Raw genomic sequence first — 15581 nt, 5'->3', positions numbered from 1 at the left:
CTCGCTCTCCCATGCCTGGACCCCGCCGCGAGTCTGCTGTTCGTCACGGACGCTGCCGTCACGGATCCACCGCATGACCTCGGGGTCGGCATTGACGGCAGCCATGGGCGCAACGTCTTCCTCGCGCCAGCGACGCAGGATCAAACGGGGAGTCTCAAGCGTGACCATCCAATCATTCTGGATCACAAATGGGCTCTCCGCCATCCTCACCAGGCACTTTCGATACACGCCCTAGGGGCACGAGAAAAGCACTCCGCACACCGAGCTCGCCGCCGTGCCGGAGAGCGCCACACCCGGAGGTGTGGCGCTCTCCTGAAGGCGTTACTTCGTGGGCAGTTCGTCGGCGAGCGGACGGTCGATGGCCATGATCCAGCGGTTCTCACCGGTGCGGCGCATCACGTCGGTGCAGGTGCCGGAGATCTTCTGGCGGTTGCCCTGTTCGTCGGTGACCTCGAGGTGGAACTCGACTATCACCAGGGAGACGTCGCCGGCGACGTAGTTGTGCAGAACCTTGGAATCCAGGGTCGGTCCCGTCTTCAGCAGATCGATGATTCCCTGCGTCCGCTCGGCGCCGGTCAGCGGGCTGCCCGAGAGGTTGGAGAGGGCGTCGTCGCGGTAGAGCTGGTCGAAAATGGATCCGTCACCCGAGTTGAAGGCGTCGATGAAGGCCTGGTTCTGCTGCTCCACGTCGTCGGTGAGGACCAGATTGCTGAGGTCGGTGGTGGTGGCAGTCATGTCGGTCGATGCTCCCTCTTGGTGTCCTGCTCGGTTGTTGTTTTGTGGGGGGTGGCAGTGGGGGGTCATGGGGCGGGGAAATAGCCCGCGTCTACGAAGAATTCGACGTACTTCGCGAAGAGCGCCTTGGACACGGGCGGGCACTCGACTCCGGTGCCCTCCAGGGCCGCGCGGGTGTCGGAGACGTCCATCGGCGGATAGAAGCCGTCGCTGTTCGCGCTCAGCATCTCGAAGGCGTCGAGCAGCGGAACCATCGCGTTGTCGCGGTCGGACGTCACCCGCTCCAGCCAGGCGTCCCACGGCAGTTCGCCCAGCGGGTATCCGAAGGACCGCAGATGTTCGGCGGCCTCGGCGAAGGTCAGTTCGTCCGGGTTGTAGAGGTGGAACGTCCGGCCGGCGGCCTCCTCCTTCCGGGAGATCTCGAGGATCGCGGCACTGACGTAGTCGACGGGCATCAGGTGGAGCGGGCCGGCCATGCCCTCGGGGACCGCACCGGCCTGCAGGATCCCCTTGAGGCTCAGCCAGACGAAGTCGCGGGTCTGGCAGGCACCGTTGTCCTGATCACCGGAGATCACGTCGACCCGGAAGACCGAGACCGGCAGGCCGCGCTCGCGGGCGATGTCGATGATCTGCTCCGACACCCACTTGCTCTGCACATAGCCGGTCGGCAGCGCCTCACCGGGCCCCGTCGGCTCCGTGGGCTTCAGCGCGTCTCCGCCGCCGCCGTGCGTGCCGGAGAAGACCCCGGTGGTCGACACGTAGTGCACCGGTACCGTGCGGTGGCGGGCCGCCAGCCGCAGGATCTCCACGGTGCCGGAGACATTGGCCGCCTTGAGTTCCTGGTACGGGTGGATCCAGTTGACCGAAGCCCCGGGGTGGTAGACGACATCGACCGTCCGGGACAGGGTGTCGAACTCCTCCTCGTCCAGGCCGAGCCGGGGCTGTGCCAGGTCGCCGACCACCACGTCGATACGGTCCTGGTCCACCTCGTTCCAGAGGCGGTACCACTCCAGATTGGCCCGCAGCCGCGCCAGCGCGTCGGCCCGGTCGGCGCCGCGTACGAGCACCCGGATCCTGGCCGTGGACGACCGCAGCAGGTCGCGCAGCAGGAACGCGCCGAGGAAGCCGGTGGCACCGGTGAGGAAGACTTCCGACGGGTCGCTCACGCTACGCGCGACCTCGTCCGCCGGGCGCACGTCCTCGGGCAGCACGATCTCGGTGGCGAAGTCCACGCCGGGCGTGGCCGCACCTCCCGCCGACGCCCCGGCCGACGGCCCGGCCCCCTGTCCCTGTCCTCGTCCCGTGCCCGCGTCGCCAAGCGTGGCGAGAAGCACGGTACGCAGGTGTCCGGCGAGCGCCGCCGGCGTCGGGTGGTCGAAGACCAGGGTGGCGGGCAGCCGGATTCCGGCCAGCGTGGTCAGCCGGTTGCGCAGTTCCACCGCGGTCAGCGAGTCGAACCCGAGCCCCGGGAAGGCCTGGTCGGCTCCGATGCCGCCGGGATCGGGGTGGCCGAGCACGGCGGCGACCTCGGCCCTGACCACATCGAGCACATACGCGTGCTGCTGCGCGTCCGTCAGCCCGAGCAGCGCGCGTGCGGGCGACCCGGTGACCGTGGCGGCGCCGAGCGCAACGCGGCGTACGGGCGTACGGGCGAGTCCGGTCAGCAGCAGCGGCGCACGCTCCGGGGTCTCGCGCAGAGCCGCGACATCCAGCGGTGTGCCGACCAGCGCGGGACGCCCCTGGGCGAGCGCGGCGTCCAGCATGGCCACGCCCTGGTCCGGCGTGACCGGCCGGAACCCCGCGCGGGCGATGCGCTGGAGGTCCCCTTCGTCGAGGTTCCCGGTCATTCCGCCGGTCTGGGCCCACAGGCCCCAGGCCACCGAGACGGCGGGCAGCCCCCGGGCCGCCCGGTGCTGGGCGAGGCCGTCGAGGAAGGCGTTGGCCGCGGCGTAGTTGGACTGACCGGCGCCGCCGATCACACCGGCGAGGGAAGAGAACAGTACGAACGCCGACAGATCCAGGTCACGCGTGAGCTCGTGCAGATGCCACGCCGCGTCCGCCTTCGGCCGTAGGACCGCGTCCAGCCGCTCGGGAGTCTGCGCGGCGATCAGGCCGTCGTCCAGGACACCCGCGAGGTGGACGACACCGGTCAGGGGATGCTCAGCCGGGATGCTGTCGATGGTCCGGGCGAGCGCGTCGCGGTCGGATGCGTCGGCGGCGGCGATGGTCACCCGCGCGCCGAGCGCTGTCAGTTCTCGCGCCAACTCATTGGCCCGGTCCGCCTGTTGTCCGCGACGGCTGGTGAGCAGAAGGTGCTTCACCCGGTGCCGGCCGGCCAGGTGGCGGGCGAACAACGCGCCGAGTCCGCCTGTGCCACCGGTGATCAGGACCGTTCCCTCGGGGTTCCACGACGCGGCGGGGTACGCGCCCGCTGTCCCGGAAACCCGCTGGAGCCGGGGCCGGAACGCCTTTCCTTCCCGTACGGCCGACTGCTCCTCGCCCAGCGCCAGCACCGCCGGTAGCGCAGCCTGCGACTGGGGGGAGCCGTCGGTGTCGATGAGCACGATCCGGCCGGGGTTCTCCGACTGGGCCGAGCGCAACAGACCCCACAGGGCGGCGGCCCCGAGGTCGCTCACATCCTCCGTACCCGTGGCAACGGCTCCGGCGGTGACGAAGACGAGCGGGATGTCGGCCAGCCGGTCGTCGGCCAGCCACTGCTGCATCAGCGCCAGCGCCCGGTGTGTGGTCCTGCGTACCGAGCCGGGCATGTCGCTGTCGGGTTCGGTACGCCACTGGACGAGAACGGCGTCGAGCGGACCGCCCGTCTCGGCCGCCTTTGCCACGGCGGCGACATCGGCGTGCTCACCGTCGTCGTCGCCGAGCACGCCCAGGACGGGACGGTGGACGGACGCGCCCGTGGCCGGGAACCCGACCGGTGACCAGGACACCTGGAACAGCGCGTCGTGCTCGCGTGCCCCTGACGTCGCGTCGGCGTCGAGCGGGCGCGATCCCACCGAGGCGATGTGCGCGACCGGCTGCCCCGCCGGATCTGCCAGCTGTGCGGACACCACGCCGTCGTCGGCGACGGTCAGCCGTACGCGGAGTGAGGACGCTCCGGTCGCGTACAGGCGCACACCTCGCCAGTCCGTGGCCTCCCGCGCCGCGCTCGCTTCGTCAGCGAGGAGTACGGAGTGCAGGGCGGCGTCGAGCAGCGCCGGGTGCAGGACGAACTCGGTGGCCGACATCCGCTCCTCGTCCGGGAGCCGCACTTCGGCGAACAGGTCTGCTCCGAGCCGCCAGGCGGCGGTCACGCCCCGGAAGGCCGGGCCGTAACCGAGCCCGGCACCGGCCAGCCGCTTGTAGGCGCCTTCGAGGTCGACGGCGACCGCTCCCCGCGGTGGCCAGACTCCGAGGTCGAACGAGGTGCCGGGGCCTTGCACGCTGAGCCGGCCCTGCGCCAGCGGCGACCAGGCGACCTCTCCTTCGTCGGGCCTGCCGTGGATCGTGACCGAGCGCCTGCCGTCCGCGTCCGCGGCGCCCACGCTGACCTGGAGCTGGATGCCACCGGCGGCGGGCAGATTCGGCGCCGTGACCAAGAGGTCGTCCAGCACGGTGGCGCCGAACTCGTCGCCGGCCCGTACCGCGAGTTCCACCAGGGCCGAGGCCGGCAGCACGACGCGGCCGTGCACGGTGTGATCAGCGAGCCACGGATGCGTACGCGCCGAGACCCTGCTGGTGAAGAGTGTCTCCGTCGCGGCGGCCACTACCGCGCCGTCCCCGGGCGCCGGGCCCGCGACGGCAACGGCGGCGCCCAGCAGCGGGTGGCCGGTCGCGCTGAGGCCCAGGCCCGCCGCGTCGATGGGGGCGCCCCCGGACTCGTACCAGTACCGCTCCTGCTGGAAGGCATAGGACGGCAGGTCGACGCGGCGGGCGCCGGTCCCCGCGAAGACAGTGCTCCAGTCCGGCGCGACACCGCGTACGTACGCTTCGCCCGCCGAGGTCCAAAAGCGTGCCAGACCGCCCTCGTCACGGCGCAGCGAGCCGATGACCAGGGCGTCGCGGGGCGAGTCGTCGACGGTTTCCTGCACTCCGGTCACCAGCACCGGATGCGGGCTCGACTCGATGAAGGTGGAGTATCCCTGGTCGAGGAGGGTCCGGGTGGCTTGCTCCAGTTCGACGGTACGGCGCAGGTTGCTGTACCAGTACCCGGCGTCGAGCTCGGGGCCTTCGACCCATGCGCCGGTGACCGTGGACAGCAGAGGGATCTCTGCCTTTCGCGGGCTCACCTCGGCGAGCAGCGTGCCGAGTTCGTCGCGGAGCAGCTCGACGTACGCGGAATGCGATGCGTAGTCCACGGGTACGCGGCGCGCTCGCAGCCCGTCCGCCTTGGCCGCGGTGAGGAACTCCTCCAGCGGGCCGTCCTCGCCGGACACGACCACGGAGGACGGTCCGTTGACCGCGGCCAGCTGGATCCGGCCCTGCCACGGCTCGATCCGCTCACGGACCTGATCGGCCGGCAGTGCGACCGACACCATCCCGCCGAGACCGGCCAGCACCCTGCCGATGGCCTGGCTGCGCAGCGCGACTACCCGCGCGCCGTCCTGGAGGGAGAGTATTCCGGCTACGGTCGCCGCCGCGATCTCGCCCTGGGAGTGCCCGACGACTGCCGTCGGATGTACGCCGTGGGCCCGCCACAGCGCGGAGAGCGACACCATCACGGCCCACAGGACGGGCTGGACGACGTCGACACGCTCGATGTCGGGCGCACCTTCGGTGCCGCGCAGGACGTCGTGGAGCGACCAGTCGGTGAACTCGGTCAGGGCCTGGGCGCATTCGTCGATACGGGAGGCGAAGACGGGCGAGGTGTCGAGCAGTTCCACGGCCATCCCGGTCCACTGCGAACCTTGCCCGGGAAAGAGGAACACGGTCTTTCCGGCGGTTCCCGCGGTGCCGGTCACGATGCCCGTACCGGACCGGCCGGCGGCCAGGGCGTGCAGCTGCGCCAGGTAGCCGTCACGGTCACCGGCGACGAGCAGTGCGCGCTCGGACAGGGCGGCGCGGGTGGTGGCGAGCGAGAACGACACGTCCAGCGGGCCGAGTTCTCCGTGCTTCTCCAGGTGGGAGGCGAGGCGCCCGGCCTGGCCGCGCAGGGCCTGCTGCGACTTGGCGGAGAGTACCCACGGCGCGACGGGAAGAGACACTGGCTCGGCGGCCGCGCCCGGCGCGGCCTGCTGCCCGGTGGTTTCGCTGTCGGGCGCCGCCTCCAGGATGACGTGGGCGTTGGTGCCGCTGACCCCGAAGGACGAGACGGCGGCACGGCGCGGGCGGTCCAGCTCCGGCCACGGGCACGCCTCGGTGAGCAGCTCGACCGAGCCGGACTTCCAGTCGACCACCGGCGTCGGCTCGTCCACATGCAGCGTCTTGGGCATGACCCCGTGCCGCATGGCCTGGATCATCTTGATGACGCCGCCGACACCGGCCGCGGCGACGGTGTGACCGATGTTGGACTTGAACGAGCCGAGGCGCAGGGGGCGTTCGGCCGACCGTCCCTTGCCGTAGGTGGCGAGGAGCGCCTGGGCCTCGATGGGGTCGCCGAGTGTGGTGGCGGTGCCGTGCGCCTCGACGATGTCGACGTCGGCGGTCGTGAGAGCCGCGTTCTTGAGGGCCTGCCGGATGACGCGTTCCTGCGAGGGGCCGTTGGGAGCGGTGAGGCCGTTGGAGGCGCCGTCCTGGTTCACGGCGCTGCCGCGGACGACCGCGAGGATCCGGTGGCCGTTCTTGCGTGCTTCGGAGAGCTTCTCCACCAGGACCAGCCCCGACGCCCTCGGACCAGCCGGTGCCGCCCGCCGACGCCGCGAAGGAACGGCAGCGGCCGTCGACGGAGAGCCCGCTCTGGCGGGAGAAGTCGACGAAGCCGCCGGGGTGGCCGTTGACGGTGGAACCGCCGGCGACGGCGAGCGTCGTCTCCCCCGAACGTACCGACTGCACGGCCAGGTGCAGGGCCACCAGCGAGGAGGAGCAAGCCGTGTCGAGGGAGACGGCCGGCCCTTCGAGGCCGAAGGCATACGCGATACGGCCGGACGCGACGCTGCCCAGCTTGCTCGTCATGAGGTAGCCCTCGAACTCCTCGGGGCCGTCGAGGCCGAGGTAGCTCTGCTCGACGATGCCGGCGAAGACGCCGGTGCTGGTGCCCTTGAGCGTGGTCGGGTCGATCCCCGCGTGCTCGAAGAGCTCCCAGGCGGTTTCCAGCAGCACCCGGTGCTGCGGGTCCATGGCCAGCGCTTCGCCCGGCGAGATCCCGAAGAAGGCCGCGTCGAACCGCGTGGCGCCTTCGAGGAAGCCGCCTTCCTTCGTGTACGTCTTGCCGGGCTTCCCGGGCTCGGGGTCGTAGAGGCCGTCGAGGTCCCAGCCGCGGTCGGTGGGCCACTCGGTGATGGCGTCGCGACCTTCGGCGACGAGCTGCCACAGGCTGTCGGCGTCCGAGACGCCGCCGGGATAGCGGCAGGCCATGCCGACAATGGCGACGGGCTCGGCGGCCGCCTCCTCCAGCTCGGTGAGGCGTTGGCGGGTCTTCTGCAGGTCGACCGTGACCCGTTTCAGGTATTCGACCAGCTTCTCTTCATTGGTCATGGGGGATCAATCTCTCCTTGGACTGCGAAGTGGGGGGCCGCGTCAGGCGGCAGGGCCGCCGAGCTGGCTGTCGATGAGGTCGAAGAGGTCGGCGGCGGAGGCCGCTTCGATTCGGTCCGTCAGATCGGCGCCCTCCGCGGCGTCCGACGCTGCGTCCGTCGCGCCCGGGGCATCGCTGAGCCGGGAAAGGATGCGCCTGAGCCGTACCGCGACGTCCCCTCGCAGCGCCGCGTCCCCGGAGATCTCGGCGAGCGCCGATTCCAGCCTGTCGAGGTCGGCGTGCGCGGTCTGCCGGCCCCCCTCGTTCTGTGCGGCGGCCACTTGAGTGAGCAGGTACGCGGTGAGCTCCGCGGGTGTCGGGTGGTCGAAGACCAGGGTCGCGGGCAGCGCGATTCCGGTCGCCCGGTGGAGCCGGTTGCGCAGGTCGACCGCGGTGAGCGAGTCGAACCCCAGGTCCTGGAAGGCCCGTTCGGCCTCGACGGCGTGCTGTTCGAGGTGCCCGAGTACCGCCGAGACCTCGGCCCGTACGAGATCGAGCACGGCCCTGTGCCGTGCCTCCGTGGGCAGCTCACTGATTTGCTGCGTGAACGTCTCGGCCGCGAGGGGCGTGGACCCCCTGGCGATGCGCCGACGGTCCCCGTTGCGGACGAGTCCTCGCAGCAGCGCCGGGACGGTCTCCCGGCTCCGTACCGCCGCCGGATCCAGCGGGACTGCTGCCAGAGCCGCGTGCTCGGTGGCGAGCGCGGCGTCGAAGAGCGCCTGCCCGTGCGCCGGTGTTACGGGGCGGAAGCCGTCGCGGGCGGCCCTGGCTCGGTCACCCGCGTCGAGGTGGGCGTTGATGCCGGCACCGGCGTTGCCCGGCAGGTCCCACAGGCCCCAGGCGAGCGAGGTGGCGGCCAGGCCGTCGGCCCGGCGGTGGGCGGCGAGGCCGTCGAGGAAGGCGTTGGCGGCGGCGTAGTTGGCCTGGCCGGGTCCGCCGAGGACGCCCGTCGTGGAGGAGAAGAGCACGAATGCCGACAGCTCCAGGTCGCGGGTGAGTTCGTGCAGGTGCCAGGCGGCGTCGGCCTTGGGGTGAAGCGTCCGGTCGAGCCGGTCCTGGGTCAGTCCCTCGACCGTTCCGTTGTCGAGGACTCCGGCAGCGTGCACCACACCGGTCAGCGGATGTTGACGCGCGATGCCCGCCAGGAGCGCCGCGAGCGCGTCTCGGTCGGACACGTCGCACTCGGCGACGGTGAGGGTGACGTCGGTCATCCCGAGCGCGTTGAGCTCCGCCGCCAACTCCTTCGTCCCGTTGGTGTGCCGGGCGCTCCGGCCGACGAGCAGAAGGTGCTTGACCCCGTGCTCGACCGCCAGATGCCGGGCGAACAGCGAGCCGAGGGCTCCGGTGCCGCCGGTGATCAGGACTGTGCCGTCCGGATTCCACGGCGCGGCCTGCTCGGGTACGGGATCCGCCTGCCGCAGCCGGGGCAGACGGATCTTTCCGTCCCGTATCGCCGCCTGCGGCTCTCCGGAGTCGAGGACGGCGGACAGTGCCGCCGCCGTGGCCGGATCGTCGAAGGCGAAACCGGCGCTGCCGGTCCCCGGATCCGCGTCACCGGTGGCTGCCAGGTCGACCAGCACGAAGCGGTCCGGCACTTCCTGCTGGGCCGAGCGCAGCAACCCCCAGACCGCTGAGGCCGCCGGATCGGCCTCGTCACCGCCCTCGACCGCCACCGCGCCGCGGCTGACGAGAACCAGGCGCGTACCGGCGAGCCGGTCGTCGGCAAGCCACTCCTGGACGAGAGCCAGGGCCCGGTGGGTGGCACTGTGGGCCGAGCCGGGCAGATCATGGCCGGGCTCGGTCCGCCAGGGGACGAGAACGGCGTCGATGGGGCTGCCCGTGCCGCCCGCACCTGCCGACTCGACCGCCTTGGCCACAGCCGCCACATCCCCCAGCTGATCGGCTTCGTCACCCATCACGCCCAGGACGAGCTCTCTGCCGGCATCCGGGAGCGCGGTCTCGGGCCAGTCGAGGAAGAACAGTCCGTCGTGGCCGTGACCGCCGGCCGGCGGGTGGGCGAACTGTTCGAGCGGAACTTCCCGGTATGCGAGAGCTTCGATGTCGGCGACCAACTGGTGGTTTTTGTCCGTGAGTTGTACGGAGATGGTGTTGTCACCCCGCTCGGTCAGCAGGACGCGTACCTCAGTGGCGCCACTGGCGTGAAGCCGTACTCCGCGCCACTCGGCGGGCACGAGAACCGTCCCCAGTGACGCGGTGAACGGGTGGCTGAGGAGTGCGGCGTCCAGCAGGGCCGGGTGCAGACCGAACTGCGCGGCATCCGCGAGCAGTTCCTCGGACAGCTTGGCCTCGGGGAGCCGGGCCGCGCCGCCCTGGACGACCGGGCCGAGGCCCTCATTGCCGCCCGTGACGCCGCTGCCGAGGTGTCCTTCGGCATGGACGGTCCAGCGGGCGTCCGGACTGTCGGGCCGGGCATAGACGGTCAGGGGGCGGCGACCGGATGCGTCGGGCGTGCCGATTCTGACCTGGATCTGTACGGCGCCCTTCGCGGGGAGCCGGAGCGGCGCCCGAAGGGACAGATCGTCCAGGACGGTGGCCCCGAGCTCGTCCCCGGCGCGGATCGCGAGGTCTGCGATTGCTCCGGCGGACAGCACGACGGTGTTCAGGACGGTGTGGTCGGCCAGCCAGGGGTGGGTGGCCAGAGAGATGCGGCTGGTGAACAGCGCCTCGTCGGAGTCCGCGACGGTGACGGCCGAGCCGAGCAGCGGGTGGCCGGTCGGGGTCAGGCCGAGGCCGGCGGCATCGGGTGACGCGGTTCCGGACTCCAGCCAATAGCGTCGGCGCTGGAAGGCGTAGGTGGGCAGGTCGACGCGTCGGGCTCCGGACGCGGCGAGGAAGGCCTGCCAGTCAACCGGGACACCACGGGTGTGGAGACGGCCCAACGCCGTGACGAGCGTCTCGGGCTCGGAACGGTCGCGGCGCAGAGCCGGAACAGCAACCCCGCTGTCACCGACCAGCGCCGACAGCACACCATCGGGACCCAGCTCAAGAAACGTCGTCACACCCGCATCACCCAGCGCCGAGACAGCGTCGGCGAAACGCACCGCGCCACGGACCTGATCAGCCCAGTACTCCCCCGTACGAAGATCATCACCCTCGGCCGGCTTCCCCGTCAGCGTCGACACCACCGGAATGTGCGCAACCCCGTACGACAACCCGGACGCAACCCCACGGAACTCCTCAAGCATCCCGTCCATATGCGGCGAATGAAACGCGTGCGACACCGTCAGCCGCTTCGTCCTACGCCCCAACGCCTCGACAGCAGACGCGACTTCGAGCGTGGCAGCCTCATCACCGGAAATCACCACGGACGAGGGACCGTTGACGGCCGCAATGGCCACTTCATCTTCCCGGCCCGCCAGCAGAGGCACCACCTCCGCCTCGGCCGCCTCAAGAGCAACCATCACGCCACCCGACGGCAACGCCTGCATCAGCTTCGCCCGATACGCCACCAACCGCGCCGCATCCTCCAGCGAAAGCACCCCGGCCACATACGCCGCCGAAACCTCACCAATCGAATGCCCCACCACCCAATCAGGCGTCACACCCCACGAAGACACCAAACGGAACAACGCCACCTCAACCGCGAACAACGCAGGCTGCGCATACCCCGTCCGATCCAGACCGTCTCCGCCCGCAATCACCTCACCAACCGGCCGCTCCAGATACCGGTCCAGCTCAGCCGCCACCTCATCAAAAGCCCCGGCAAACACCGGAAACGCCTCATACAACTCCCGACCCATACCAACCCGCTGCGCACCCTGCCCCGTAAACAAGAACGCCGTCCTACCGCCGCCGCGCGTATCGCGTACGGCTCCCGCTCTCGTCCCGCCCTGGGCGAACGCCCGCAACCCGGCCAGTAGCTCCTCGCGGTCGCCACCGACGACCACACCCCGGTGATCCAGCACCGAACGGGTCGACGCCAAGGAGAACGCCACATCTGCCACGTCGACATCGGCGCGGTCCTCGATGAACGACGCCAGCCGCGAGGCCTGCTCCGACAACGCCTCCGCCGTCTTCCCCGACAACACCCACGGCACCACAGGCAACGTCATCGGTTCCGGGCGGTCAGCGTCGTCGTTCGCCTCGGGTTCGGCGACCTCTTCAATGATCACGTGTGCGTTGGTTCCGCTGATACCGAACGACGACACACCGGCCCTGCGCGGGCGATCACCGGAAGGCCACTCCCGCTCCTGTGTCAACAGCGAGACCGCCCCGGCCTCCCAGTCCACATGCGGCGACGGCTCATCAACATGCAACGTCCTCGGCAACACACCATGCCGCATCGCCTGCACCATCTTGATCACACCACCGACACCAGCAGCCGCCTGCGCATGACCAATATTCGACTTCAACGAACCCAGCCACAACGGCCGACCACCAGCCCGACGCTCCCGCCCGTACGTAGCCAACAACGCCTGAGCCTCGATCGGATCACCCAACCGCGTGCCGGTACCGTGCGCCTCCACCGCATCAACATCCGCAGCAGACAAACCCGCATTCGCCAACGCCTCACGAATCACGCGCTCCTGCGACGGACCATTCGGCGCAGTCAAACCATTCGACGCACCATCCTGATTCACAGCAGAACCACGCAACACGGCCAACACCTCATGACCATTGCGCCGCGCATCCGAAAGCCGCTCCACCAACAACAACCCCACACCCTCCGACCACCCCGTGCCGTCGGCCGACGCCGCGAACGGCTTGCACCGGCCGTCGGCCGCCAGCCCGCGCTGGCGGGAGAACTCGATGTAGGTCAGGGGTGAGGACATCACAGTGACGCCACCGGCGATGGCCAAGTCACACTCGCCAGAGCGCAGTGCGTTGGCGGCCATGTGGAGGGCGACCAGCGAGGAGGAGCACGCGGTGTCCACGGTCACGGCGGGGCCTTCAAGCCCGAGGGTGTAGGAGACCCGCCCGGACGCCACGCTGCCGGCGATGCCGGCCGCAAGGTAGCCCTCCAGGTCGTCCGGAATGTTCTGCGCCCCGGCGCCGTAGTCGTGGTACATCACTCCGGTGAAGACGCCCGTCCGGCTGCCCCGCAGTGAGGCGGGCACGATGCCGGCGTTCTCCACGGTCTCCCACGCCGTTTCCAGCAGGAGCCGCTGCTGGGGGTCCGTGGCGAGCGCCTCGCGCGGCGACATCCCGAAGAACTCGGCATCGAACTGATCCGCGTCGTGCAGGAAACCACCTTCGCGGGTGTACGTCTTGCCAACGCGTGCCGGGTCGGGGTCGTAGAGGTTGTGGATGTCCCAGCCGCGGTTGACGGGGAAGGGCGATACGGCATCGACACCACCCTCCACCAGCCGCCACAGATCCTCCGGCGAGGAGACACCACCCGGATAACGGCAGCCCATGGCCACGATCGCGATGGGTTCGTCGGGCGTTGCAAGGGCGGGGACCGGGGTGAGTGAGGCAGTGCCGTACGCCGTGCGGGTCTCGCCGCCCGGTATCTCACGCATGAGGTGTGCCGCGAGGGCGGCGGGGTTGGGGTAGTCGAAGACGAGGGTGGTGGGCAGCCGCAGGCCGGTCGCGGTGTTGAGCCGGTTACGCAGCTCGACAGCGGTCAGCGAGTCGAACCCGAGCTCCTGGAAGGCCCGTTCGGCATCTACCGCACTCGCGTCGGAGTGCCCGAGGACTCCGGCCACCTGTGTGCGTACGAGATCGGTGATCGTACGCTCCCGGTCGGCCGGGGTGAGGGCGGCCAGCCGGTCCGCCAACGACGCATCGCCGGATATTCGGCCCGATCCGGCAGCGCGGCGGGGGGCTGCGGGAACCAGCCCGCGCAGCAGAGGCAGCGTCTCGGCTCCCTGCTTGCGCAGGGCGTTCGTGTCGAGGCGGGTGACGGCGAGGACCGCTTCACCGGTCGCGGGCGCGGCGTCGAACAACTCCATCGCGTCGTCGGACGACAGCGGCAGCAGGCCCCACCGGGCCATGCGCTTGCGGTCGGTCTCGGCCAGCCCGCCGGTGAGCGAACTGGACTCCTCCCACAGGCCCCACGCCAAGGAGACCGCCGGCAGACCACTCGCCCGCCGATGAGCCGCCAGAGCGTCCAGGAACGTATTGCCCGCCGCGTAGTTGGCCTGCCCCGCCGTGCCGAGGAGGCCGGCGAGCGAGGAGTAGATGACGAACGCGGACAGGTCGTGGTCGCGGGTGAGGTCGTGCAGATTCCATACGGCGTCGATCTTCGGCCGCAGCACCGCGTCCAGACGTTCCGCGGTCAACGACGTCAGCAACCCGTCGTCCAGGACACCCGCCGTATGCACCACACCCACCAACGGATACTCCGCCGGAATCGCACCGACAACCTCCGCAAGCGCCTCACGGTCAGCCGCATCACACGCGACCACCGACACATCCGCACCCAACTCCGCCAACTCCGACAGGAGTTCCGTCGCACCGGGCGCGTCACCGCCCCGACGGCTCAGCAGCAACAGACGACGCGCACCGTGCCGCACCACCAAATGCCGGGCCAGCACACCCCCCAACGCACCAGTCGCACCAGTGACCAGCACCGTGCCCCGATCCCACTGAGGTTCCGGCTCCTGGCCGACGGCGGAGGGTGCCGCCCGCGTACGGACGAGACGCGGCACGCGGAGTTCTCGCCCACGCAGTGCCGCCTGCGGTTCGTCCGCCGCAAGTACGACGGCCACGGCGGACAGCGTCGGCGTCTCCTCGTCCAGGTCCACGAGAACGATGCGGCCGGGGTTCTCGGTCTGCGCCGAGCGCACCAGACCCCAGACAGCCGCATGCACCAGATCGGTCACACCCTCCCCGACACCCGCCGCAACAGCCCCACGCGTAACCACCACCAACTTCCAATCCGCCAACCGCTCATCAGCAAGAAACTCCTGAACAGCCGCCAGCACCCGACCTGCCGCCACGCGCGCAGCAACCGGCACATCAACCGACCCACCAGCCCCACCGGGCTCCCCCAACAACGGAAGAACCACCACCGGCGGCACACCCCCGGACCACTCACCGAGGCCGAAGCTCTCCTCCACCACCATCCAGTCCTCGCCGGCCGGCGGTTGTTCCTCGCGGGCAGGAAGGGCAGTCCACCGCAGGGCGAGCAGGCCGTCGCGGGAAGGGCTTCCGGCCTCGCGCAGCGCCTCCTTCGAAAGCGGCCGCAGAGCCAGCGAGCCGACCGTTGCCACCGGCGCCCCGACGCCGTCGGCGACGGTGAGTGCGAACGACTCCGGGCCGGTGGGCGTGAGGCGCACGCGCAGGGCCGACGCACCCACGGCGTGAATGGTGACTCCGGACCAGGCGAATGGGAATCCCTCCTGCCCGGTCTCGTCGGCGACGCCCGGCTGCGGTTCAACTCGGGCTGCCCCGGCGCCGAGTGGAACTTCGCCACGGCGATGATGGAGCACCCGGACGGCTCGGTGGAGGAGGCCATGGCCCTGCTGCCGATGTCCGAGATGACGGTCGTCGACGACTGGGACGTGACCGCGGGCTGCGCCACCGGCAGCGCGACCTCCTCCGCCAAGGACGTCTTCATTCCGGCCCGCCGTGTGGGCCGGTTCGAGGAACTGATCTTCAGCGCCACCGGAGACCGCTCCAACACCGGTGCGACGGGGCGTAATTACGGTCTGGTGAGCCAGGTGATGGCCCTGGCCGCCGCCGTGTTCATCGGTATCGCCAAGGGTACGTACGAACTCTTCCTCGAGCGGCTTCCCGGCCGTGGAATCACCTACACCGCCTGGGAGGACCAGACGCAGCACCCTCTCACCCAGATCCACGTGGCCACCGCGGCCAACAAGATCGCCGCGGCCGAGGGGCTCGCCGACGGCTGGCTGCGGGTCCTCCAGGACCGGGCCGACGCCGGCGAGCAGCCGACCCTGGAGGAGAAGGCCGCCGTGCGCGGCCAGACCGCCTTCGCCGCGCAGCTCAGCAAGGAAGCGGTCGAGCTCCTCTTCAACGCGAGCGGTGGATCGGTGATTCAGCGCGGCGTGCACATCCAGCGGTTCCACCGTGACATCCAGGGCTTCTCGCTGCACGCGCTGGCGCAGCTCAACGCGAACCTAGAGGTCCAGGGACGGGTGCTGCTCGGGCTCGACCCGGAGACGCCGTTCCTCTAGGCACTGGATACACACCCTTCAATGCCGGTGATCCCGGCGGCCGGTCGGCCGCCGGGATCACCGGCATTGAA

General features: G+C 70.4%; 4 protein-coding genes and 1 pseudogene. 1 reads left to right on the top strand and 4 read right to left on the bottom strand.

Going from position 1 to position 15581, the window contains the following annotated elements; all coding sequences use genetic code 11:
- From J7E89_RS41915 to J7E89_RS30570, 4 genes and pseudogenes are all read right to left on the bottom strand, one after another.
- The coding region (locus J7E89_RS41915; protein WP_214977838.1) for a GNAT family N-acetyltransferase at nucleotides 1–168 on the bottom strand (168 nt) is incomplete at its 3' end.
- A 153-nt stretch (nucleotides 169–321) separates the two neighbouring features.
- Complete coding sequence (locus tag J7E89_RS30580) at nucleotides 322–735, bottom strand: DUF4440 domain-containing protein (RefSeq protein WP_214977741.1); 414 nt, start codon at nucleotides 733–735, stop codon at nucleotides 322–324.
- A 65-nt stretch (nucleotides 736–800) separates the two neighbouring features.
- Nucleotides 801–7365: pseudogene (locus J7E89_RS30575) on the bottom strand (type I polyketide synthase).
- A gap of 42 nt (nucleotides 7366–7407) precedes the next feature.
- Complete coding sequence (locus tag J7E89_RS30570; RefSeq protein WP_308315657.1) at nucleotides 7408–14670, bottom strand: SDR family NAD(P)-dependent oxidoreductase; 7263 nt, start codon at nucleotides 14668–14670, stop codon at nucleotides 7408–7410.
- A 3-nt stretch (nucleotides 14671–14673) separates the two neighbouring features.
- Between J7E89_RS30570 and J7E89_RS42155 the strand changes: the two genes are divergently transcribed.
- Nucleotides 14674–15510: a hypothetical protein gene (locus J7E89_RS42155; RefSeq protein ID WP_308315656.1), complete on the top strand. Its 837-nt coding sequence runs from the start codon at nucleotides 14674–14676 to the stop codon at nucleotides 15508–15510.
- The last annotated feature ends 71 nt before the right edge of the window (nucleotides 15511–15581 follow it).

It is taken from the genome of Streptomyces sp. ISL-100 (assembly GCF_018614615.1).
In the GTDB taxonomy this organism is placed as follows: domain Bacteria; phylum Actinomycetota; class Actinomycetes; order Streptomycetales; family Streptomycetaceae; genus Streptomyces.
The sequence above is the reverse complement of the archived record's forward strand: the minus strand, read 5'-3'. Positions and strand labels throughout refer to the sequence as shown.

What these genes read in the sequence shown, in the direction of transcription:
- J7E89_RS30580 (WP_214977741.1), bottom strand. Translation starts at nt 735, where the DNA reads ATGACTGCCACCACCACCGACCTCAGCAATCTGGTCCTCACCGACGAC.